This window comes from Flavobacterium sp. (assembly GCF_044369455.1).
GTDB lineage: Bacteria > Bacteroidota > Bacteroidia > Flavobacteriales > Flavobacteriaceae > Flavobacterium.
The window spans coordinates 136496-157454 of sequence record NZ_JBIPLW010000001.1; the positions used below are offsets into that span (position 1 = coordinate 136496).

A 20959-nucleotide genomic window follows, 5' to 3' on the forward strand; every position below is an offset into this window, starting at 1 on the left:
TTCTATTTTTTCTCAGCAACTCTTAGTTTTGCACTTCTTGCCCTGTTGTTCCTTTTTATTTCCGCTTCGCTAGGCACAATTAATTTTTCTATACTTTTAAACGGAACTGAAAAATTCCCAAAAAAGTCACGTTCTGGTTCTCCTTCAAATAATCCGTTTTTCATAAAACGTTTAACTAATCTGTCTTCGAGCGAGTGATACGAAATCACACTTAACCTTCCTTCAGGTTTTAATATTTCAAGAGATTGTTCTAAAAACTCTTTTAATACATCCATTTCTTGGTTTACTTCAATTCGGATCGCTTGATAGATTTGAGCCAGAATTTTATTTTTGAATTGCTCTGGCAAGTATTTTGACAATACCATTTTTAAATCATCTGTTGTGGCAATCGCTTTATTTTCTCTTGCTTCTATAATTGTTCTAGCTATTGCTGGAGCCACTTTCAACTCTCCGTAATCTGAAAAAACTTTCTTTAAATGAACTTCATCGTATTCGTTCACTACTTTGAAGGCATCCAATTCATTTTTTTTACTCATCCTCATATCCAAATCAGCATCAAATCGAGTAGAAAAACCTCTATCTGGAACATCAAATTGATGCGATGAAACACCTAAATCCGCCAAAATTCCGTCAACACTTTTTACACCATGAAACCTCAAAAAGCGCTTGATATACCTAAAGTTTTCTGGGATTAATACAAATCTTTCGTCAGCAAAAGCGTTTGTAAAAGCATCTTCATCTTGATCAAATCCGAATAGTTTTCCGTTTGGTCCTAATCGTTTTAAAATCTCTTTAGAATGTCCGCCACCACCAAACGTCACGTCTACATAAATTCCATCAGGTTTGATATTCAATCCATCGACAGTTTCTTTCAGTAAAACAGGGTTATGATATGCAGTCTCCATCATCATTAGTATTTCCCATTACCTCTTCAGCCAAATCAGCAAAATCAATATCATCGCCGGCAATTGACTTTTCGTACAACTCTTTATCCCAAATCTCAACGATGTTCACTGCTGAAGACAGTACAATGTCTTTTGATATTTTACTAAAAGCCACCAAATCTTTTGGAATTAACAATCTTCCTAAATCATCAACCTCTACCACTTTTACACCGGCGGTAAAACGTCGAATGAAATCATTATTTTTCTTTATAAAGCGGTTCAATTTGTTGATTTTTTGCATCATCAAATTCCACTCTGTCATTGGATACAATTCTAAACAAGGTTGAAAAACGGAACGCTTCAAGACAAAGCCGTCTTGAATAGAACTGGCAAGTTGCTTCTTCAACGCTGAAGGAATCATCAATCTTCCTTTAGCATCAACTTTACATTCATATGTTCCGATTATGGTATTCAATTGGTTTTGGTTTCGTTATGAGCAAAAATATAAAATAATTTACCACAATTTACCACATAATACCACTTTGTTAATAAGTTTTACCATTTCAACCCATTTTCGTTTAAAAACTCAGCAAAACCTTGCATTAGTATTTATCTAAGACCATTGCTAAATCCTGAAAAATGACAGTAAATAGGGTCATAATTATGTATCTTTAAAATTTTAGTTTTCTCAATTTGTGTTGAAACTATTTTCATTCTTGTTGATATTGAATGCTTTATAAGAATCTGAAGAGTGTAGATAAATTCTTGATTATAACATTAAATAAACCAAACATGAATGGGTTGTTATGTATAAAATCATATATTTGTTGCCGATGTAAAAGTCAAAAAAAGAACATGGAAGGAAAACATATTAAAGAAGGGCGATACTCGTATTTTGAAGCCGGAGAAGGCACGCCAATAGTAGTCCTTCACGGATTGATGGGTGGATTAAGTAACTTTAATGGAGTTGCAAACTATTTCTCTACTCATGGCTACAAAGTAGTCATTCCAGAGTTACCCCTTTATTCTCAAAACATATTAAAAACTAATGTCAAGGCTTTTGCAAAATATGTGAAAGACTTTATCAATTTTAAGGGTTTTGACCGCGTAATTCTTTTGGGAAATTCTCTTGGTGGACATATTGCTTTGTATCATGCCAAAGTATATCCTGAGAAAGTTGCAGGACTCGTACTGACGGGAAGTTCCGGACTATACGAAAGTGCTATGGGAGATAGTTACCCGAAACGTGGCGATTACGAATATATCAAGAAAAAAGCAGAAGCAGTTTTTTATGACCCAAAAGTAGCTTCAAAAGAAATGGTTGACGAAGTGTTTTCAGTTGTAAATGATAGAATAAAAGTGATAAAAACCTTGACCATTGCCAAAAGTGCTATTCGTCATAATATGGCAAAAGATTTGCCAAAAATGCATATTAAAACATGTCTTATTTGGGGTGAAAATGACCAAGTTACTCCTCCTGAAGTAGCAGAAGAATTTCATAAGTTGATGCCAAATTCAAAATTATATTGGATTGAAAAATGCGGACATGCAGCGATGATGGAGCATCCCGATGAGTTTAATCGATTGCTTCATAAATGGTTGAAAAAAGCCCACTTATAATCAAAAAGTCCTTTTAAAGGGCTTTTATTTTTAAAATAATTATGAAAATTAACACTGCCGAATTTATAATCAGCAATTCAGATGTAAGCAAATGTCCACTTGAACGTTTGCCTGAATATGCTTTTATTGGTCGTTCTAATGTTGGTAAATCCTCTTTAATCAACATGCTGACCAATCATAAAAATTTGGCAAAAACATCGGGAAAACCGGGAAAAACGCAGTTAATAAATCACTTTAAAATCAACTCCAATTGGTTTTTAGTTGATTTACCTGGTTATGGTTATGCTCGCGTTTCGAAAAGAACCAAAGAAGTTTTTCAGGAGTTTATCACTGATTATTTTGAGAAAAGAGAACAATTGGTTTGTGCTTTTGTTTTAATTGATATTAGACTGGAAGCTCAAAAAATTGATTTGGAATTCATCACCTATTTGGGAGAAATAGAAGTTCCTTTTTGTATCATTTTTACCAAAGCCGATAAAATAAGTAAAGGTAAAATTGACTCGAACATTGCTGGGTACCGAAAAGCACTACTAGCTAATAACTGGGAAGAAATGCCTCAGCATTTTGTGACCTCGGCTACTGAAAGTATTGGTAGAGATACTGTTTTAGGTTATATAGATAGCGTGAACGAGGAGGTTTTTAAAAGTTTTAATGAGTTTTAATAATTGGATAAGGAAAATTTTTCAAATTAACCATTTTGCTCATTTTAACATTTGCATTTTCCCAAAAAAATTATTTCTGTTGAAAATTCAATTTTCGAAATTCTTAACGTTTGGTTACTTTACGAAACCCGATTGTCAAATGAAATGAGTTTAAGAAGCGAACTTGGTTTAGGCATTGGAGTTCAAGTTGACAATAAATTGCTATTAATTTTCATTTAGAATCGGATATACATTTTAAATAAAAAAGCGGTCAAATGACCGCTTTTTTATTAGTTGTATTCTGTTAGTTTCAATGTCAGTAATAATGATTCTTCCATAATTTCACCAACCTCATCGTTCCAAAAAATATAATTTTCTCCGATCGCAGTTGAGGAAGTCTGCTTATAAACTTTGCAATTAAATGTTCCTGCAGGCACTGTAACAATTGAATCCATATCAATAATTTCACGAGTATATACAGTTCCATCGGCTCTGGTATCACTCCAAACGTCATTTAATTGAGCATTTTTCTTGAAAAGTCTTTCCCAAAAAACCTCGGTTGTATTGGCAACATCAATTTCCATATAGGCTCCATTGATTTTTATTTTATCAACTTGCGAGCTTGTTTGCGCATTATTGACATCAAAAAACCTTCTTGTCACCGAAAAAACACCGTTTCCGTTACAGCCACCAAATTCCAGTTTCATTCCTCCAGCCGGAAATCCGAATTGAGAAATGGAGTACTTAAGTGTTTTACCTGTTTGCAAAAAAGTAATGTCAGAATCACAGTCACCATTTGACCCACCATCATCACTACTGCTACAAGAAAAAAGTAGAAATGCAGAAGCTAAAAGCACTCCTTTTAAAAAAAATTTCATAATTGGATTGTTAAAATTAGTTTGCCAAATGTAGGAACTATTATTTTAATTCCAATTTCTCAGCAAAATAATCACAGAAATCTTTCATGGTGTCCGCCATTTTTTCATCTTGTGTGGCACGTTGAAACGTATCAGCCATCGCCACTAAGGTTTGATGAAAAAAGAGTTTCATTTCATCAACTGGCATGTCTTTGGTCCACAAATCAATACGAAGTGTTTCTTGAACTTTGCCGTCCCAAATAGAAAGCATCATTGCTTTGGCTTCTTCAAGTTCTACACCACCATCTTGTGCTGACCAAGTTAGTTTTTCGGGAACTCGGTTTTCATCTAATTCAACTAGGAACTTTATTTCAGAAGTTATCGTTTTACTCATCGGTCTTTTTGGGTTTGTATTTTGATTTTTCAAATAGTTCTTTAGTATCCATTTTTAGCATTTCTTGCAACGTAACTTCATTATTTTGCATATACGAACGGACAATTTGCCAGCCAGTCCATTGCCCAACTCTGCCTGGAGATTCGTTATCAATTTCTAAATAAAATTTAGAAAAAGGGGCCAAATTGGTAAACCGATTAGGCAATTTAGAATCGGTACTGTATAATAATTCTTTTTCAATAAAATAGCGCCAAATGTAGCTTTCGTTTTCCTGACACCATATTATTTGTTCTGGCAGATACCCTATTTTTTCGGCATCATTGTATTCGGGCAATAACTCATCTTTAAGATATAACTGTTTGCCGTAATAAATCATTTCACCTAATAAGGTCTTCTCTATTGGAGGCGGAATTTTTCCAAGAGAAAAACTCGTAACAATATCGGGCATCATTTGTCTTTCTTCAAAATTTTGTTCCAAATACTTTGGAAATTCATAAAATTTATGCTGGGATCCAAGATATAATTCTAACGCAATAATTAATTTATCATTAGCATAAATAGCTTTGTTATTATAATCCATTTCCGCTATAACAGTATAGACTTTGGGCATTGTAGCTTTAGGAAAATAATACTTTATATGTTTAAATAAGTCTTCTATTTCTGAAGTCTGTTTTCCAAAATCATTGTATTTTTTCTCTACTTCTTGATGCAACTCTCTCCATTGTGGATTTTGCATTTTTTCGATCCAAACACTATCCGAAACTCCTTTAGGAAAGAAAAAAGGATATTCCGCTTTTAAGTTTGGCAACTCATTTGGAGGTGTTTCAAAAAAGGCTTTGTCAAAACGATATACTTTTAGTTCTAACGGAATTTCTTCAACCGCTTTTTCTACTTTCGATTTCTTATCACAAGAAAAAAAAGCAACAACAATCAAAAGAAAAACTAGATATTTTTTCATTTTATATGATATTTAATCCATAAACCAACTTAAAAATCTTATGATTTTTTTACTTTTGCAAATATACATTGCAGTTTCTAAAAAAATTCATAACAAATGGCAAAAAAAAGCACTATTAAGGTAGGGGAAGTAAACACGTTGATTGTTTCATGGTTGAAAGAGTATGCGCAAAATGCAAATGTAAATGGTTTTGTCATCGGAATTTCGGGAGGCGTAGACTCGGCAGTAACCTCAACTTTATGTGCGCAAACAGGATTAACAACTTTATGTTTAGAAATGCCAATTCATCAGCATAACTCGCAAGTAAGTCGAGGAAGAGAACATATTGAGCAATTAAAAAAGCGTTTTCCAAATGTGAGCAGTGTTGCGTCTGATTTGACAACCGTTTTTGAAACGTTTAAAAGCAATGTACCTAGTAGTAATGATAATACAAAATTAGATTTAGCATTGGCAAATACAAGAGCAAGATTACGGATGACTACTTTGTATTATTTTGCGGGAATTCAAGGATTGTTAGTTGCTGGAACAGGAAATAAAGTCGAAGACTTTGGCGTTGGGTTTTATACTAAATACGGCGATGGCGGAGTCGATTTGAGTCCGATTGCGGATTTAATGAAAAGTGATGTATATGCGTTGGGTGCCTATTTAAAAATCCCTGAATCAATTCAAAATGCTGCTCCAACCGACGGTTTGTTTGGCGATTCAAGAACCGATGAGGAACAAATAGGAGCAAGTTATGATGAATTAGAATGGGCAATGCTCGAAGCAGAAAAGAATAAAAAAGCAGAAAACTTCATGGGAAGAGAAAAAGAAGTGTTTGAGATTTACAGTAAATTGAATGCTATAAATCAACATAAAATGAACCCAATTCCCTTGTGTTTGATACCCATGGAATGCAAAAATTGTGTAAAATAATAACAACTTTTGAATATATTTATTTAACTTTGTAAATAACTTCTATTAATTTTTATCAAAAACCACAATTATGATAAATGTATGTATTGCCGATAACTTTCCCGTAGTACACTTCGGAATGAAAGCTTATTTTAAGGATCATCCTGAGATAAACATCGTTTCAAACGTAGGAAACTTTTTTATGGTTCCAGATGCTTTAAGAAACAAAGAAATTGACGTCTTAATTATCGATTTAGAGCTTGAAGGATTAAAAAGTATTTATGAACTTAAGTCTATCATTAAAAATTTTCCAAAAACTAAAGTTATCGTTTTTAGTAGCTTGTCTGAGCAGATCTACGCACCAAACGCCATTAAAGCAGGTTGTGCAGGTTATGTTCATAAGACATCAAAGCTTGAAAATTTAGGAATTGCTATTGTCAAAGTAAGTCATGGGCAAATTATTCTAAATGACGAGATCAAGAAAAGTTTAGCATTGATTGCTAAACAAAACAAATCGGAACGTTTGTATCGCAAGCTTTCTAATCGAGAAATTGAAGTACTTCGCTTCCTAAGTGATGGCAAAAAAAACAATGAAATTGCTAAAATTTTAGCCCTTAACGAAAAGACCATTAGTACTTACAAGCTTCGCCTTTTGACGAAACTTAATGTAACGAACTTAGTTGACCTTGTTAATAAAGCCAAAACATTAGAGATTGTTTAAAAAAGTAAGACTCCGCAATTGCGGAGTTTTTTATTTTACAACGTATTCACTATAATTACATTCCGCTTCTAATTGCTTCCACAGGATCTAATTTCGAAGCAGAAATAGCTGGAAGGATTCCTGCAATCAATCCTATAAATGCAGCTAAACTAGTTCCAAGAATAATATTTCCTAGACCCAGTACAAAATCAAAATCTAATACTTTGGTTAAAATGAGTGCCGTTATCCAAACTAAAAGCAATCCTACAATTCCACCAATAACACAAAGAATAACCGCTTCAAACAAAAATTGGAAAAGAATAAACTTATTTTTGGCACCTAATGACTTTTGAATTCCAATTAAATTGGTTCGCTCTTTAACAGAAACAAACATAATATTTGCTATTCCAAAGCCTCCAACCAAAAGAGAAAATAAACTGATAATCCAACCTCCGAATTTCATGTTAGAAATCACGCCATCAATCAAATCTGTAAATCCTGATAGTACGTTGATGAAAAAATTATCGATCTCTCCTTGCTTTACACCTCTTAAATTACGTAGCTTTTGAGAAATTTCTCCTTTCAACGCAGCCATGTCTGCTCCTTTTTCTGGTTTAATTACAATTACTGGCAAAACATTTGGATTATTATCTCCATACAAACTTCTAAGAAAACTAGATGGAAAGAAGGCTGAAGTATCATCACCACCACCAATATCCATACCTGACCCTTTCCTTTTTGTTACTCCAATAACGGTAAAACGTTTTCCATATATTCGAACCGTTTTTCCAATAGGATCAGCATTTTCAAAAAGTTGTTCTGCAATATCAAAACCAACAATTACAACTTGTTTGCCTGAGTTTGACTCCAATTCATTAAAAAATCTCCCTTGGGCAAATTCCATTCTTTGAACATCAACAAATTCAAAAGTTACCGGAACAACATTTACATTTGATATCGTTTTCGATTCGAATTTTATGTTCTGTGAATTTGAGAAGTATTGAAAGCAAGAGTTTTCAACATTAGACAAAGAGATTTTTAAAAATTGATATTCTTCATATTTAACGTTTGGAAATTGCTCTCTTTTCCAACGTGGAATATCACTTGGTCCAAATGATTGACTGGTTAAATAAATGGTATTCTTGTCTAATGTACTTAAATCTGCTTTTATTTTTCTGTCTAAAGAGTCCACTGCTGCCAAAACAGCGATAATTGAAAAAATTCCAATGGTGACCCCGAGTAAAGACAACATCGTTCTCAATTTATTATTGCGTAATGCATTCATTGCAAAAGCAAAACTTTCTTTAAGCAGTCTTAAGTAGAGTAACATGTATTGCTAATTATTTGATTTGGTAAATTTCTATAAAAAATAATGAATATCACTATTTTTTTATTGATTGGATTATTGGTGTAAAAAAAATGAATATTGTTACAAAAAAGTTGAAAATCTGAATCATGTTGAGATTCAAAAAAACTACTTTTGTGAGTTTAAATACAACTACACAATGAGTACTACAAAAACTATCAAATCGGCGCTGATTTCTGTCTTTTCAAAAGAGGGTTTGGAGCCAATCGTTCGCAAACTACAGGAACAAAACGTTACTATTTATTCAACTGGAGGAACAGAGGAGTTTATTACTAATTTGGGCATTCCTGTAGTACCTGTAGAGGATGTTACTTCTTTTCCTGAAATTCTTGGCGGAAGGGTAAAAACGTTGCACCCGAAAATCTTTGGGGGAATCTTAAACCGTCAAGACAACGAAACGGATGTGCAACAAATGCGAGAATTTGAAATCCCGCAAATTGATTTGGTAATAGTCGATTTATATCCGTTTGAAAAAACAGTTGCCTCAGGAGCAAATGAAGCAGATATTATTGAGAAAATAGATATAGGTGGTATTTCATTGATACGAGCAGCCGCAAAAAACTTTAAAGATACTGTTATTGTAGCTTCAGTCAATGAATATGACATGTTGTTAGATTTGATTTCTTCACAAAACGGCGAAACAACATTAGAACAAAGAAGACTTTTAGCAACAAAAGCGTTCCATGTTTCTTCGCATTATGACACAGCAATTTTCAACTATTTCAATACAGATGAATCGTATTTTAAAACTAGTATAGCCGATGGTCAAATATTGAGATATGGAGAAAATCCACACCAAAAAGGATTTTTCTTTGGCGAATTTGATAACATGTTTACCAAATTACACGGCAAAGAATTATCGTATAACAATTTACTAGACGTTGATGCAGCGGTAAATCTGATTTTAGAGTTCAAAAACAATGAACCAACATTTGCCATTTTAAAACACAACAACGCTTGCGGTTTGGCCACAAGAAAAAACATCAAAGATGCTTATTTGGCAGCTTTATCCTGTGATCCAACTTCCGCTTTTGGTGGGGTTTTGATTGCTAACTCCACCATAGATTCGGCGACAGCCAAAGAAATAAATTCGCTTTTTTGTGAAGTTGTGATTGCTCCTGAATTTGATGAAGAAGCGGTGGCAATTTTATCTGAAAAGAAAAACAGGATAATATTAGTTCAGCACGAAGTGGATTTGCCAAATAGTCAGGTGAGAACTTGTTTAAACGGATTGTTAGTTCAGGACAGAAATACGATTACCGACTCAAAAGAAGATATAAAAATCGTGACAAATGAGGCTCCGACCGAGCAGGAAATTGACGATTTATTATTCGCTTCAAAAGTTTGTAAAAATACGAAGTCAAACACCATTGTATTTGCAAAAAACAGTACATTAGTAGCTTCAGGAACGGGTCAAACTTCCAGAGTAGATGCCTTAAAACAAGCGATTGAAAAAGCATTAACTTTTGGTTTTGATTTGAATGGTGCCGTGATGGCAAGTGATGCTTTTTTTCCTTTTCCGGATTGTGTCGAAATGGCGTACAACGCAGGTATAACTGCTGTTATTCAACCTGGTGGATCAATAAAAGATGAATTGAGTATTAATTTTTGTAACGAAAATAAAGTTGCAATGGTATTTACCGGAACACGTCATTTCAAACATTAATTTGATTAACTTTGTGCGTTAAAATTTTATAAACATTAAACCCTACAAAAACCTATGGGATTTTTTGATTTCATGACTGAGGACATCGCTATTGACCTTGGTACCGCAAATACTCTAATAATACACAATGATAAAGTTGTAATTGATAGCCCTTCAATTGTTGCTAGAGATCGAATATCGGGGAAAATTATTGCTGTTGGAAAAGAAGCCAACATGATGCAAGGGAAAACTCATGAAAATATAAAAACCATTCGTCCTTTAAAAGATGGGGTTATTGCCGATTTTGATGCGTCTGAAAAAATGATTAGCATGTTCATTAAAAGCATTCCGGCCCTAAAGAAAAAAATGTTTACACCAGCACTTCGAATGGTAGTTTGTATTCCATCCGGAATAACAGAAGTAGAAATGCGTGCAGTAAAAGAAAGTTGTGAACGTGTAAACGGAAAAGAAGTATACTTAATTCATGAACCGATGGCTGCAGCAATTGGAATTGGTATCGATATAATGCAACCAAAAGGAAACATGATTGTTGATATCGGTGGAGGAACTACAGAAATTGCAGTAATTGCGCTTGGCGGAATTGTTTGTGATAAATCGGTTAAAATTGCAGGTGACGTTTTTACAAATGACATCGTGTATTACATGAGAACGCAACACAACTTATTTGTGGGTGAAAGCACGGCAGAGAAAATCAAAATTACTATTGGAGCAGCTACAGACGATTTAGAAACACCTCCAGATGACATGTCCGTTCAAGGGCGAGATTTATTAACTGGAAAGCCAAAACAAGTAGAGGTATCGTATAGAGAAATCGCTAAAGCATTAGACAAATCGATACAACGGATCGAAGATGCTATTATGGAGACGTTATCGCAAACACCTCCTGAATTAGCTGCAGATATTTACAACACCGGAATTTATCTTGCTGGTGGAGGTTCAATGTTAAGAGGATTAGACAAGCGTATTTCTCAAAAAACAGATTTACCGGTTTATATTGCAGAAGATCCATTAAGAGCTGTAGTTCGAGGAACAGGAATGGCGCTTAAAAACATACCAAAATTCAGAAGCATACTTATTAAATAAATTCCAAATAAAATAAATTGCAAATTCCAATATAGAGATTTTAAGATGTTGCTTTGGAATTTGGATTTTGAGATTTTATTTTTTTTAAAAATTTTAATTTTTTACGATGCAGCAAATTTTTAATTTTTTACTAAAAAACAGTAATCGCTTACTGTTTTTGCTGCTTTTGATAATATCCCTTTCGTTAACCATCCAGTCGCATTCTTATCACAAAAGTAAAATTATTAGCTCTGCCAATTTCTTTACGGGTGGAATTTATCAAAGGGTTAATGCTGTTGATGAATATTTCGGTTTAAAAGCTCAAAATGAAGAATTAGCCCAAGAAAATGCGCGTTTAAAATCGATTCTTTTTAATTTAAAAGATACCACAAAACTCCCTCAGATTGATTCGATTAAAGGAGTTAAAAAAACCAATATTATTGTAGCTAAAGTAATTCGGAATACCTATAGCACTCTCGAAAATTACCTGACAATTAATAAAGGTGTGGCTTCTGGTATAAAACCAAATATGGGTGTAATTAACAGCGCCGGAATTGTTGGAATCATTGATAACACCTCTAAAAATTTTGCAACAGTTATCAGCATTTTGAATGTGAATTCAAAAATCAATGCGAAGATTAAAAAATCAAATCACTTTGGCACACTAAACTGGAACGGAAAAAGCACTGGTTATGTTCAGCTGATTGATGTACCTCGTTTGGCAAGCGTTCGAAAAGGCGACACTATCGTTACTGGGGAACAATCTACCATCTTCCCTGAAAATATTGGTATCGGAACTATTGAAAATGTATACACTGACGAAGAAACTAATTATTATACGCTAAATATTAAGTTATTTAATGATATGACTAATTTAGGTCATGTGTATATTATTAAACAAAAAGACGCTGAAGAAATTGAAAATTTAGAAAATCAAGGTAAGAAAGATGAATAGTGCATTATTAGCTAATATCGCCCGCTTTATCTTTTTGCTTGCAGCACAGGTTTTCCTATTCAATAGGATTGATCTTTTTGGTTTTATAAATCCATTTCCATACATACTTTTCATTATTCTTTATCCTGTAAACGGAAACAAAAGCGGTTTATTAGTAGCTAGTTTTTTCTTAGGATTACTAATGGATATGTTTTGGAATTCTGGTGGCGTTCATGCTGCAGCTTGTTTAGTACTTGCCTATTACAGACCCGCTATATTTAAATTTTCTTTTGGTTTAAGTTACGAATATCAAACTGTTAAACTTAATGATGTATTAACTCCGGAACGATTTTCATTTCTATTGATTGCTGTTGTATTACATCACTTTGTACTGTTTGTACTTGAAGTTTTCAAAATTACTTTTCTTTGGGATATTTTAGTACGAACTGTTTTTAGTACGATTTTCACAATTCTCACATGCATTATCATAATCTACATCATTAAGCCACGCAAACGATGAGAAAAGTTTTGTTGCCTACAATTATTTTCATTGCCACAATTTTACTTGTATTACGGCTTTTTTATCTTCAGGTAATTGACGTTACCTTAAAGTTAAAATCAGATAACAATGCGATTAAAATTAGTTACGACTATCCAGAACGGGGTTATATTTATGATCGAAATGGCAAACTATTAGTTGCCAATCAACCTTCCTATGACATTATGGTTATCCCAAAAGATGTCAAAACGCTAGACACTATTGAATTCTGTTCATTACTTAAAATCACAAAAGAAGAATTCATTAATAAAATTGCTAAAGCAAAAGTATACAGTCCAAGACTTCCTTCGGTTTTCCTGTCGCAACTTAACAAAAAAGAGTATGCGGCTTTTCAGGAAATAGAAAGAAAATTTAATGGCTTTTATATTCAAAAACGTGCTCTTAGAGATTATCAGATAGCTTACGGCGCTAACGTCTTCGGTTTTATTACTCAGGTAAATGACAAAATAATCGAAAAAAATAAATATTACAATAGTGGCGATTTAATTGGGCGTCAAGGTGTTGAAGAAAGTTACGAAGACTTTTTGCGAGGTGTAAAAGGTGTAAAGTACATTCAGAAAGACAAGTACAATCGGGAAATTGGTTCTTATAAAGAAGGGAAATTTGACACTATAGCAGTGCAAGGAAAAGACATTACGCTTTCTATTGATGCTGAACTTCAAAAATATGGTGAAGAATTAATGATCAATAAGCGTGGCGGAATTGTGGCTATTGAACCTAAAACTGGAGAAATTTTGGCTTTGATTACGGCTCCGTCATATGATCCTGCCATTTTAGTTGGAAGACAACGTTCTAAAAACTACACGATGCTTTATCATGATTCTATTGCAAAGCCGCTTTATGACAGAGGTTTATTAGCTGAATATACGCCAGGTTCACCTTTTAAAATATTAACAGGTTTAGTAGCCTTACAAGAAGGCGCTATAGACGAGACTTCGACTTTTTTCTGTCGTCATGGTTTTAGTTATGCTCCAGGACGTTTTATGAAGTGTCACTGTCATGGTGGAGGTTTACAACTACACCGAGGAATATACGAGTCATGTAATACATTCTTTTCGAGTTCCTACATGAAAACAATCGACAAATATGGAAATCCACCAAAAGGGGTTGACGTATGGAGCAATCACTTAAAAAGTTTTGGTTTAGGTCAATTTATGGGTTATGATTTACCTACAGGAAAAAAGGGCAGTCTTCCAACTTCTAAAACTTACAAAAAAATGTATCCTGGTTGGGGCTGGTCTAGTAAAACTATCGTTTCAAATGCCATTGGACAAGGCGAAGTTCTGATGACACCAATTCAGTTAGCCAATATGATTGCAACTGTTGCCAATAGAGGATACTATTACACACCTCATATTATTAAAAAAATAAAAGGCAGTGTTATCGATAAGAAATTTAGAACTAAACATGTTACAACGGTAAATAAGAAATATTTTGAACCGATGATTAGCGGATTATTCGACGTTTATAATTTAGGAACCGCACACGGATTAAATGTTGAGGGTATCGAAATTTGCGGAAAAACCGGAACAGCCGAGAACTTTGCGAAAATCAACGGAAAAAGAGTAAAACTTCAAGATCACTCTATTTTTGTGGCATTTGCTCCAAAAGATAATCCAAAAATTGCGATTGCAGTATTTGTTGAAAACGGATATTGGGGATCACGTTGGGCTGGTCCGATTACCAGCTTAATGATTGAAAAATACATCAAAAAGAAAATTACAAGAACCGATTTAGAAAAAAGAATGTTGGAAGGAAGTTTACAAGCGGAATACAATAAATACTTATCAAAACCAATTGTGGATACGCTTAAATCTAAAATTGATTCGGGTGTAAAAGCACCAACAATAAAACCAGAAGTAAAATCTGAAAAACCACAAATTAAACAAAAAGACTCACAGGGAAATTAATCTCCTAAGTAAATGAAAAATCAAAGTGTAACAAATAATTTGGACTGGATCAGCATCGGCATCTATATTACTATGGTAATTTTAGGTTGGCTCAATATTTATTCATCCTCATTATCTTCTGTTCCCGATGAGACTTCCATCTTTGATATCTCACAAATTTATGGTAAGCAATTCTTGTTCATTGTACTTTCCTTTCCGTTGATATTTATTGTACTCTCTGTAGACGGAAAATTTTATGAAAAATTCTCAAGTGTTATTTATATTATCGGATTATTAGCTTTAGCTGGTTTATTTGTATTTGGGAAAACTGTCAAAGGACAAGCCAATTGGTATTCTTTTGGCTCCTTTGGATTACAACCATCTGAGTTTGTAAAGGCGGCAACTTCTTTAGCATTAGCTAAATATTTGAGTGATGTCCAAATTAATCTAAAAGATATAAACAGACAGATTCAGGCACTTGGAATAATCTTCCTCCCAATGGCAATGATTGCAGTACATGACCCCGGAAGTGCTTTGATTTTTAGTGTTTTTATCTTGGTACTTTATAGAGAAGGCTTGCCTTCATGGTACTTATGGACAGGATTTATAGCATTACTTCTTTTTGTTCTTGCCTTAATTATTAAACCTTTAGTTTTATCCGGCATTGCTTTATTGGTTATAATTTTAATTTACTTGAGAAGCAGAATCATTAATCGTAATTGGATTGCCAGCGCCATAATTTTTATTTCAGTAAGTGGATTTGCCTTTTCGGTTAATTATGTTTTTGAAAATGTTTTTAAACAGCATCATCGTGATCGTTTCAATATTCTGCTCGGAAAAGAAGTAGATATGAAAGGTATCGGTTACAACACCAATCAATCAGAAATTGCCATTGGATCTGGTGGTTTATTTGGAAAAGGATATCTTGAGGGAACCCAAACTAAAGGTGGATTTGTACCAGAGCAACATTCTGATTATATTTTCACAACTGTTGGTGAGGAATGGGGTTTTCTAGGTTCCATTCTTGTAATTTCACTTTTTGTTGGTTTGATAATGCGAATTATTTACTTGGCGGAACGCCAGAAAACAAAGTTCAGTCGGGTCTACGGCTATTGCGTTGCCGGAATTTTATTCATACACTTTTTTGTAAATATTGCTATGGTTGCTGGAATTTTCCCAACTATTGGAGTGCCGCTTCCGTTCTTCTCTTATGGAGGTTCTGGATTATGGGGGTTTACCATTTTACTTTTTATCTTTTTGAAAATGGATGCCAATAAAGTAAATGAATGGTAATTGAATCGATTACGATAAAAAAAGGAAAGCCACCAATTGGTGGCTTTCCTTTTTTAAAATAAAACACAATCAAATTATGATTTTACTAATTTATCCTTCTTAACTTTTGTAGTTAATCCTTTGGTATTCTCTGTTTGCAAATCATTCAAAATATGAATTGCTTCTTCAATATAAATGTCTTTTGATAAACTTTCGTGCCATCTGTCGCGCTTCTCTTTTAACACTGAATCTTTGTTAGTTTCTTCAACTTCATAAGGAAGTGAATTGAAATCAAAAGCATTTTTATAATCTAAAATTGGTTTGTATTTTTTGTTTTTTTCATCCAATGCTTTTTGTTCTGCTTTAAATTTATCAATATTCAAACTATAAACAGTCTCTTTATTTCGCTGGTCTAACCATTTAGCATTATCATCAATCAGGTTCAACTGAGCGTTATTACTCATTCGTTCTTTACTTTTTTGAATGGCTAAATCAAAATTGTTTTGTTTGTCCCAAATTTTGTAATCCGCTGCATCTATCTTATCCCAAGGCATGGCATTTTCAATATCTTTTTCACCCATTTTAAGATACGAATAGCGATCCGGAATAGCAACGTCACTTTTTACTCCTTCTAACTGTGTAGAACCACCATTTATTCTATAAAATTTTTGAGTAGTCGTTTTCAATGCCCCTAAATCACCATAAGTACTTCCGCGAACAAACTGATTCAAATCGATAACATTTTGAACCGTTCCTTTTCCGTAAGATTGTTTACTTCCTATAACTACGCCACGTTTGTAATCTTGAATTGCTGCAGCTAAAATCTCTGAAGCCGAAGCTGAAAATTCGTTAATCATAACTACCAATGGACCATCCCATTGCACTTTGGCATCTCTGTCAAACAATACTTCTTTTTTTCCAGCTGCCGACTTAATCTGAACGATTGGTCCTTGACTGATGAACAATCCAGCAATGTCTACTACCGTTTTTAACGAACCACCACCATTATCTCTAACATCCATCACGATTCCTTGAACGCCTTCTTTTTTTAAACGCTCTACTTCAATAGCTACGTCTTTACCGGCATCACGACTGTTTTGATCTTCAAAATCAATGTAGAATTTAGGCAGATAAATAATTCCGTATTTGAATCCGTCTTTCTCTACAACACTCGATTTTACGTAAGTCTCTTCAACCTCTACCTGATCTCTGACGATACTGATTACTTTTATTGTTCCATCTTGTTTTTTTACGGTTAAACGAACTTCCGTTCCTCTTGGTCCCTTTATTTTCTTAACAACATCATCCAAACGCATTCCAACTACATCAACTGGCTCAGCATCAGCTTGAGCAACTTTCAAAACAGTATCGCCCGCTTCAAGTTGTTTCCCTCTCCATGCTGGCCCACCCGATATTAGTTCGGTGATTTCAGTAAAATCATTTTTCTTCTGTAAACGAGCACCTATTCCATCAAATTTACCACTCATACTTACATCAAACTTCTCTTTTTCACTTGCTCCAAAGTAAGAAGTGTGTGGGTCAAAACGCGATGCTATGGCATTTACATAAATAGAAAACCAATCTTCTCTATCCAAATCTTTAATAAAATTAAAATTGTCATTCAAGGAAGTTAACGTACTTTCTCTCGTCTCTTTTTCTAACTGCTCATACGATTTTGGTGCTTGATTTTTCTTTTTCTCTGTATCAGCAATAAATTTCTTTTCTAGTTCAGGAGTGATTTTATCTCCCATTGATTCTCTATACGTTTTCAGTTTTTCGTCTAGCGTTTTGCTTTTATCCTTAACCAAATCTTCCTCCAACTTTTGTTTTTCAACCAAAGAAGATAACGTTGAAAGCTTCACTTGCAAACGCCATCTTTCTTTTAACTCTTGCGTGTTTACAGCAAAAGGTAACTTTTCATAATCTGTATTGATAGATTCCGTTTTTTTGTAATCAAAAGGTTTATCTAAAGCTATTTTGTAATATCCTTTAGATTCTTCCATTCTTTTCATTAAACGAGAATACGTCAAATCAAAAAAAGTCAACTCTTTATTGATAATTTGATCGTCAATTTGAGTTTCATATTTAGCAAATTCATCAATATCCGATTGTAAAAAGAATCGTTTTGATGGATCTAATGCATTAATGTAATCTTTATAGATTCCTTTTGAAAATGTATCGTCAATTTTCGCTGGATTATAATGCCCTTTTTCGATAACAAAGGTTAATAATTCAATCAGCATTTTATCTTTCTCTGGGTCAGAAGATTTTTCTTTTGGTATAAAACTCCATAAACCAATAGCTAAAGCTATTATTACCAGAAGTATTTTATAGTTCCTTTTCATAAATTGAAGTATTTTATTCATTAATTATTGGTCTAAAGTAGACAAAATTATAATTTAAGAATTTGTTGTTCCGATAAATTTTTGTTAAAAATCACTAATGCCATTGATTTGCATGGCATACTGGCTCAAAGTTATTAAAATGCAGCTTATAAAATCTTAAAAATAGTTTAATTTTGCCTGCAGCATTAACACACAAAAACTATGCTATAGTATCTAATTTAAAAATATGCCCGACAAACCAACCATTTTAATTACCAATGACGACGGAATAAATGCTCCAGGAATACGTGCGCTTATCGCGGTTATGTCAGAAATTGGAAATGTTATTGTAGTTGCCCCAGACAGTCCACAAAGTGCCATGGGACATGCTATTACTATAAACAGTACTCTGTATTTAAATAAAATTTCTACAGAAAATGCAGCAATTACAGAATATAGTTGTTCTGGTACTCCTGTTGATTGTGTAAAATTGGCAGTTAACGAATTGTTGAAAATGAAACCTGATTTATGTGTTTCAGGTGTGAATCACGGCTCCAATTCGTCAATAAACGTTATTTATTCGGGAACGATGAGCGCTGCTGTGGAGGCAGGAATTGAAGGAATTCCAGCTATTGGTTTTTCGCTTTTGGATTATGATTGGAATGCTGATTTTGAGCAAATAAAACCCTTTATCAAAAAAATTGCTGTGGAAGTATTAAACAAGAGATTACCCGAAGGCACGATTTTGAATGTTAACTTTCCAAAGTTAAAATCCAACGAAATCAAAGGAATTAAAATATGTCGCCAAGCGAAAGCTATTTGGATGGAAAAATTCGACAAAAGAAAAACCCCTTATGGCAAAGATTATTATTGGTTAACTGGAGAATTTGTCAACCAAGACAAGGGCGAAGACACCGATGAATGGGCACTTTCTAATGGATACATCTCTATTGTTCCGGTTCAGTATGATTTAACAGCTCATCATGCCATTCAGCAATTGAATTCTTGGGATTTTTAATTTATAACTATAACACGAGCGTTAGCGACTGCATTTTTTACCAAAAAAAATAAACAAGCAAAAAATGACACGAGCATTAGCGACTGCATTTTACACTAATATCAAATAAACATACGTAAAATGAAATATTATATCATTGCTGGCGAAGCTTCGGGAGATTTACATGGTTCTAACTTGATGAAAGCACTTTATAAAGAAGATGCAAAAGCTGATATTCGTTTTTGGGGTGGCGAATTAATGCAAAGTGAAGGAGGAACTTTGGTAAAGCATTATAAAGAATTAGCGTTTATGGGTTTTGCCGAAGTTGTGATGAATTTAAAAACCATTTTAAATAATATAAAAATTTGTAAAGCGGATATCGAAAAGTTTAGTCCCGATGTGATTATTTTTATTGACTATCCTGGTTTCAACATGCGGATTGCCAAATGGGCTAAATTAAGAGGGATAAAAACGCACTACTATATTGCACCACAAATTTGGGCTTGGAAAGAAAATCGCATAAAAGCCGTAAAAAGAGATTTTGATAAATTATTTGTAATTCTTCCTTTTGAGAAAGATTTTTTTGAAGTAAAACATCACTTCCCAGTTGAATTTGTAGGTCATCCACTAATTGACGCAATTCATAATCGATCAAAAAAAGAAAATACTTTATTTCGAAAAGAAAACAATCTAGACGAAAGACCCATCATTGCTTTACTTCCCGGAAGCAGAAAACAAGAAATTTCAAAAATGCTCAGTGTTATGCTTAGTATTGTTAGTGATTTTCCAGCGTATCAATTTGTAATTGCTGGTGCTCCAAGTCAGGAATATCATTTCTATGAACAATTCTTAAACAATAAAAACGTAAAATTCGTTTCAAATAAGACTTATGATTTATTAAGTACCGCAACCGCTGCTTTGGTGACATCAGGAACTGCAACTCTGGAAACTGCTTTATTTAAAGTTCCAGAAGTAGTTTGTTATAAAGGAAGCTGGGCATCCTACCAAATTGCTAAAAGAATCATTACACTTAAATATATTTCGTTAGTGAATTTAATTATGAATGAAGAAGTGGTTACTGAACTAATTCAAGAAAAATTCAATTCTAAAAACCTAAAAATAGAGCTTTCAAAACTATTAGATAGTAAACATAGAGAAGCTTTGTTAAAAAAATATGACGATTTAGAATCAAAACTTGGCGGTATAGGTGCAAGTGAAAAAACAGCCAAATTAATCTTAAAAGAACTGAATTAGTTGTTTTTAGTTTTAAAAAAAGTATATTTGTTTTTATATATAAATAAATGAAAAACATACTTAAAATAGTCATTCTCTCGATTGTTTGCTCAGGCAGTACATTTGCGGCAAATGGTTTGTTTGATTCTATTTTAAATAAAAAAAATGAAATTCTTTATTTGGTTTCAAATGATACCGTAAAAAATTCTATTACTGACCCAAAGAAACCCGATTCTAGAAAAAAAAAATATCTTAACGATAAAAATGAAGATGATATTTTTATTGATACTGAAAATGAAAGCTATATAGTTAAGCAGCTTATAAATGTTGCCTCTGATAATTTAGGAATCGTATATCGTGGAGGAGGAACAACAACAAACGGTTTTGATTGTTCCGGATTAATGTATGCAACATTCAGTAAGTTTGACATCTTACTTCCTCGTTCTTCACATGATATGGCAGAGGTTGGAACTCAAATAAACATAAGTGAAGCTAAAAAAGGCGATTTAATTTTCTTTATTAATAGAGGTCAAAAAAGGATAAACCATGTTGGCATGATTGTAGAGATAAACGGAGATGATATAAAGTTCATCCATTCTTCAACCCAAAGTGGTGTGATTATCTCCTCGTTAAAAGAATCGTATTACGAGAGAACATTTAAACAGATTAACAGAATTATAGAATAATTTCCCTCCCACAATTAACTGAA

20 protein-coding genes are annotated in these 20959 nt (G+C 33.5%); 13 read left to right on the top strand and 7 right to left on the bottom strand.

Annotated elements, in window-relative coordinates; translation table 11 throughout:
* Window positions 1–2: 2 nt before the first annotated feature.
* Window positions 3–911 carry a 16S rRNA (cytosine(1402)-N(4))-methyltransferase RsmH gene (gene rsmH / locus ACIQ2L_RS00605; RefSeq protein WP_396155412.1) on the bottom strand — a complete coding sequence of 303 codons (909 nt, stop codon included), beginning with the start codon at window positions 909–911 and terminating at the stop codon, window positions 3–5.
* Window positions 886–1359 carry a division/cell wall cluster transcriptional repressor MraZ gene (mraZ, locus tag ACIQ2L_RS00610; RefSeq protein WP_396155414.1) on the bottom strand — a complete coding sequence of 158 codons (474 nt, stop codon included), beginning with the start codon at window positions 1357–1359 and terminating at the stop codon, window positions 886–888. Before mraZ ends, rsmH begins: the two co-directional genes overlap by 26 nt.
* A 380-nt stretch (window positions 1360–1739) precedes the next feature.
* On the opposite strand from mraZ, the gene ACIQ2L_RS00615 reads away from it, so the two are divergent.
* Window positions 1740–2504 carry an alpha/beta fold hydrolase gene (locus tag ACIQ2L_RS00615; protein WP_396155416.1) on the top strand — a complete coding sequence of 255 codons (765 nt, stop codon included), beginning with the start codon at window positions 1740–1742 and terminating at the stop codon, window positions 2502–2504.
* A 41-nt stretch (window positions 2505–2545) separates the two neighbouring features.
* Window positions 2546–3166: a ribosome biogenesis GTP-binding protein YihA/YsxC gene (gene yihA, locus ACIQ2L_RS00620; RefSeq protein ID WP_396155418.1), complete on the top strand. Its 621-nt coding sequence runs from the start codon at window positions 2546–2548 to the stop codon at window positions 3164–3166.
* Between the two features lie 269 nt (window positions 3167–3435).
* Here yihA and ACIQ2L_RS00625 read toward each other — a convergent pair whose 3' ends face one another.
* Genes ACIQ2L_RS00625 through gldB form a run of 3 tightly spaced genes read right to left on the bottom strand, consistent with a single transcriptional unit; the run spans window position 3436 to window position 5354 of the window.
* Window positions 3436–4023, bottom strand: a complete 588-nt coding sequence (locus ACIQ2L_RS00625; protein ID WP_396155419.1) for a hypothetical protein — start codon at window positions 4021–4023, stop codon at window positions 3436–3438.
* 40 nt (window positions 4024–4063) lie between these two features.
* Entirely contained in the window at window positions 4064–4396 is a 333-nt protein-coding gene (gene gldC / locus ACIQ2L_RS00630) for a gliding motility protein GldC (RefSeq protein ID WP_396155421.1), read from the bottom strand.
* Window positions 4389–5354 carry a gliding motility lipoprotein GldB gene (gene gldB, locus ACIQ2L_RS00635; RefSeq protein WP_396155422.1) on the bottom strand — a complete coding sequence of 322 codons (966 nt, stop codon included), beginning with the start codon at window positions 5352–5354 and terminating at the stop codon, window positions 4389–4391. Before gldB ends, gldC begins: the two co-directional genes overlap by 8 nt.
* Before the next feature lie 96 nt (window positions 5355–5450).
* Between gldB and nadE the strand changes: the two genes are divergently transcribed.
* Complete coding sequence (gene nadE / locus ACIQ2L_RS00640) at window positions 5451–6269, top strand: NAD(+) synthase (protein ID WP_396155424.1); 819 nt, start codon at window positions 5451–5453, stop codon at window positions 6267–6269.
* Window positions 6270–6339: 70 nt separating this feature from the next.
* A complete protein-coding gene (locus tag ACIQ2L_RS00645; protein WP_396155426.1) occupies window positions 6340–6969 on the top strand; it encodes a LuxR C-terminal-related transcriptional regulator in 630 nt (209 codons plus the stop codon).
* A 55-nt stretch (window positions 6970–7024) separates the two neighbouring features.
* Here ACIQ2L_RS00645 and ACIQ2L_RS00650 read toward each other — a convergent pair whose 3' ends face one another.
* Entirely contained in the window at window positions 7025–8278 is a 1254-nt protein-coding gene (locus ACIQ2L_RS00650) for an ABC transporter permease (protein WP_396155428.1), read from the bottom strand.
* A gap of 175 nt (window positions 8279–8453) precedes the next feature.
* On the opposite strand from ACIQ2L_RS00650, the gene purH reads away from it, so the two are divergent.
* The 6 genes from purH (at window position 8454) to rodA (ending at window position 15717) form a co-directional block, all read left to right on the top strand.
* Entirely contained in the window at window positions 8454–9980 is a 1527-nt protein-coding gene (purH, locus tag ACIQ2L_RS00655) for a bifunctional phosphoribosylaminoimidazolecarboxamide formyltransferase/IMP cyclohydrolase (RefSeq protein WP_396155430.1), read from the top strand.
* Window positions 9981–10034: 54 nt separating this feature from the next.
* On the top strand, window positions 10035–11063 hold the full coding sequence (locus ACIQ2L_RS00660; RefSeq protein WP_121312631.1) for a rod shape-determining protein: 1029 nt from the start codon (window positions 10035–10037) through the stop codon (window positions 11061–11063).
* 106 nt (window positions 11064–11169) lie between these two features.
* On the top strand, window positions 11170–11997 hold the full coding sequence (mreC, locus tag ACIQ2L_RS00665) for a rod shape-determining protein MreC (protein ID WP_396155432.1): 828 nt from the start codon (window positions 11170–11172) through the stop codon (window positions 11995–11997).
* Window positions 11990–12496 (top strand): rod shape-determining protein MreD, encoded by a 507-nt coding sequence (locus ACIQ2L_RS00670; RefSeq protein WP_396155434.1) that lies wholly within the window; start codon window positions 11990–11992, stop codon window positions 12494–12496. Before mreC ends, ACIQ2L_RS00670 begins: the two co-directional genes overlap by 8 nt.
* Window positions 12493–14445, top strand: a complete 1953-nt coding sequence (mrdA, locus tag ACIQ2L_RS00675) for a penicillin-binding protein 2 (RefSeq protein ID WP_396155436.1) — start codon at window positions 12493–12495, stop codon at window positions 14443–14445. The genes ACIQ2L_RS00670 and mrdA overlap by 4 nt, the downstream gene beginning before the upstream one ends.
* A gap of 12 nt (window positions 14446–14457) precedes the next feature.
* Entirely contained in the window at window positions 14458–15717 is a 1260-nt protein-coding gene (rodA, locus tag ACIQ2L_RS00680; protein WP_396155437.1) for a rod shape-determining protein RodA, read from the top strand.
* Window positions 15718–15791: 74 nt separating this feature from the next.
* Here the strand turns inward: rodA and ACIQ2L_RS00685 are convergent, their stop codons facing one another.
* Window positions 15792–18062, bottom strand: coding sequence for a carboxy terminal-processing peptidase (locus tag ACIQ2L_RS00685; protein ID WP_396155439.1), 2271 nt, complete (start codon window positions 18060–18062; stop codon window positions 15792–15794).
* 205 nt (window positions 18063–18267) lie between these two features.
* Here ACIQ2L_RS00685 and surE point away from each other — a divergent pair, with 205 nt between their 5' ends.
* From surE to ACIQ2L_RS00700, 3 genes are all read left to right on the top strand, one after another.
* On the top strand, window positions 18268–19038 hold the full coding sequence (gene surE / locus ACIQ2L_RS00690; RefSeq protein WP_396155441.1) for a 5'/3'-nucleotidase SurE: 771 nt from the start codon (window positions 18268–18270) through the stop codon (window positions 19036–19038).
* Window positions 19039–19158: 120 nt separating this feature from the next.
* Window positions 19159–20271: a lipid-A-disaccharide synthase gene (gene lpxB / locus ACIQ2L_RS00695; RefSeq protein ID WP_396155443.1), complete on the top strand. Its 1113-nt coding sequence runs from the start codon at window positions 19159–19161 to the stop codon at window positions 20269–20271.
* 47 nt (window positions 20272–20318) lie between these two features.
* The gene (locus ACIQ2L_RS00700) at window positions 20319–20936 is read left to right on the top strand and encodes a C40 family peptidase (protein WP_396155445.1); all 618 of its coding nucleotides are present in this window, start codon (window positions 20319–20321) and stop codon (window positions 20934–20936) included.
* Window positions 20937–20959 lie beyond the last annotated feature (23 nt).

Excerpts from the sequence above, each read along its gene's own strand:
- ACIQ2L_RS00700 (WP_396155445.1), top strand. The coding sequence starts at position 20,319 with ATGAAAAACATACTTAAAATAGTCATTCTCTCGATTGTTTGCTCAGGC.
- gldB (WP_396155422.1), bottom strand. The coding sequence starts at position 5,354 with ATGAAAAAATATCTAGTTTTTCTTTTGATTGTTGTTGCTTTTTTTTCT.
- ACIQ2L_RS00685 (WP_396155439.1), bottom strand. The coding sequence starts at position 18,062 with ATGAATAAAATACTTCAATTTATGAAAAGGAACTATAAAATACTTCTG.
- surE (WP_396155441.1), top strand. The coding sequence starts at position 18,268 with ATGCCCGACAAACCAACCATTTTAATTACCAATGACGACGGAATAAAT.
- ACIQ2L_RS00615 (WP_396155416.1), top strand. The coding sequence starts at position 1,740 with ATGGAAGGAAAACATATTAAAGAAGGGCGATACTCGTATTTTGAAGCC.
- ACIQ2L_RS00660 (WP_121312631.1), top strand. The coding sequence starts at position 10,035 with ATGGGATTTTTTGATTTCATGACTGAGGACATCGCTATTGACCTTGGT.
- ACIQ2L_RS00650 (WP_396155428.1), bottom strand. The coding sequence starts at position 8,278 with ATGTTACTCTACTTAAGACTGCTTAAAGAAAGTTTTGCTTTTGCAATG.
- mrdA (WP_396155436.1), top strand. The coding sequence starts at position 12,493 with ATGAGAAAAGTTTTGTTGCCTACAATTATTTTCATTGCCACAATTTTA.
- rsmH (WP_396155412.1), bottom strand. The coding sequence starts at position 911 with ATGATGATGGAGACTGCATATCATAACCCTGTTTTACTGAAAGAAACT.
- nadE (WP_396155424.1), top strand. The coding sequence starts at position 5,451 with ATGGCAAAAAAAAGCACTATTAAGGTAGGGGAAGTAAACACGTTGATT.
- mreC (WP_396155432.1), top strand. The coding sequence starts at position 11,170 with ATGCAGCAAATTTTTAATTTTTTACTAAAAAACAGTAATCGCTTACTG.
- lpxB (WP_396155443.1), top strand. The coding sequence starts at position 19,159 with ATGAAATATTATATCATTGCTGGCGAAGCTTCGGGAGATTTACATGGT.
- ACIQ2L_RS00625 (WP_396155419.1), bottom strand. The coding sequence starts at position 4,023 with ATGAAATTTTTTTTAAAAGGAGTGCTTTTAGCTTCTGCATTTCTACTT.
- ACIQ2L_RS00670 (WP_396155434.1), top strand. The coding sequence starts at position 11,990 with ATGAATAGTGCATTATTAGCTAATATCGCCCGCTTTATCTTTTTGCTT.
- ACIQ2L_RS00645 (WP_396155426.1), top strand. The coding sequence starts at position 6,340 with ATGATAAATGTATGTATTGCCGATAACTTTCCCGTAGTACACTTCGGA.
- rodA (WP_396155437.1), top strand. The coding sequence starts at position 14,458 with ATGAAAAATCAAAGTGTAACAAATAATTTGGACTGGATCAGCATCGGC.
- yihA (WP_396155418.1), top strand. The coding sequence starts at position 2,546 with ATGAAAATTAACACTGCCGAATTTATAATCAGCAATTCAGATGTAAGC.
- gldC (WP_396155421.1), bottom strand. The coding sequence starts at position 4,396 with ATGAGTAAAACGATAACTTCTGAAATAAAGTTCCTAGTTGAATTAGAT.
- purH (WP_396155430.1), top strand. The coding sequence starts at position 8,454 with ATGAGTACTACAAAAACTATCAAATCGGCGCTGATTTCTGTCTTTTCA.